This window comes from Kitasatospora putterlickiae, assembly GCF_039527695.1.
Classification (GTDB): domain Bacteria; phylum Actinomycetota; class Actinomycetes; order Streptomycetales; family Streptomycetaceae; genus Kitasatospora; species Kitasatospora putterlickiae.
This window is the reverse complement of the sequence record NZ_BAAAKJ010000235.1, coordinates 1-389: the sequence shown is the minus strand read 5'-3', so window position 1 is coordinate 389 and position 389 is coordinate 1. Positions and strand designations below refer to the sequence as shown.

General features: G+C 75.1%; 1 pseudogene. It reads left to right on the top strand.

Annotated elements, in window-relative coordinates:
* Positions 1-71: 71 nt before the first annotated feature.
* Positions 72-389 (top strand): annotated as a pseudogene (locus ABD308_RS23395) (hypothetical protein); the annotation flags it as partial.

Sequence of the window (389 nt, the reverse complement as noted above, 5' to 3'; positions counted from 1 at the left end):
CGGCTTCTTCACGGGGCCCGCACAGGGCCCCGGCTTTCGCAACCCGGCCTCCGTTTGGCAGGATCGGCCACATGTCCGGTTCCCATCGCACCTCCCCGTACCCGTCGTACGAGCCGGTGTACGAGGTGCCGCAGCAGTCGCACGGCGTGCCGCCGCAGCCGTACGGCGGCCACCAGGAGTACGACGGTCCGCCGGACGGGGGGCCGGACGCCGGGTACGGCCACCGGACCTCGGCCGGGTACGACACGTACGACGTGTACGACCGGCCGTTCCAGGCGCACCCCGCTCAGCAGGAGCCCGGGTTCGAGTCCGAGCCGGAGCCGTCGCCGTTCCAGGCGCCACCGTCGGCCCCGCTCCCGGCCCCGCTCCCGGCGCAGCGGAGCGCCGCC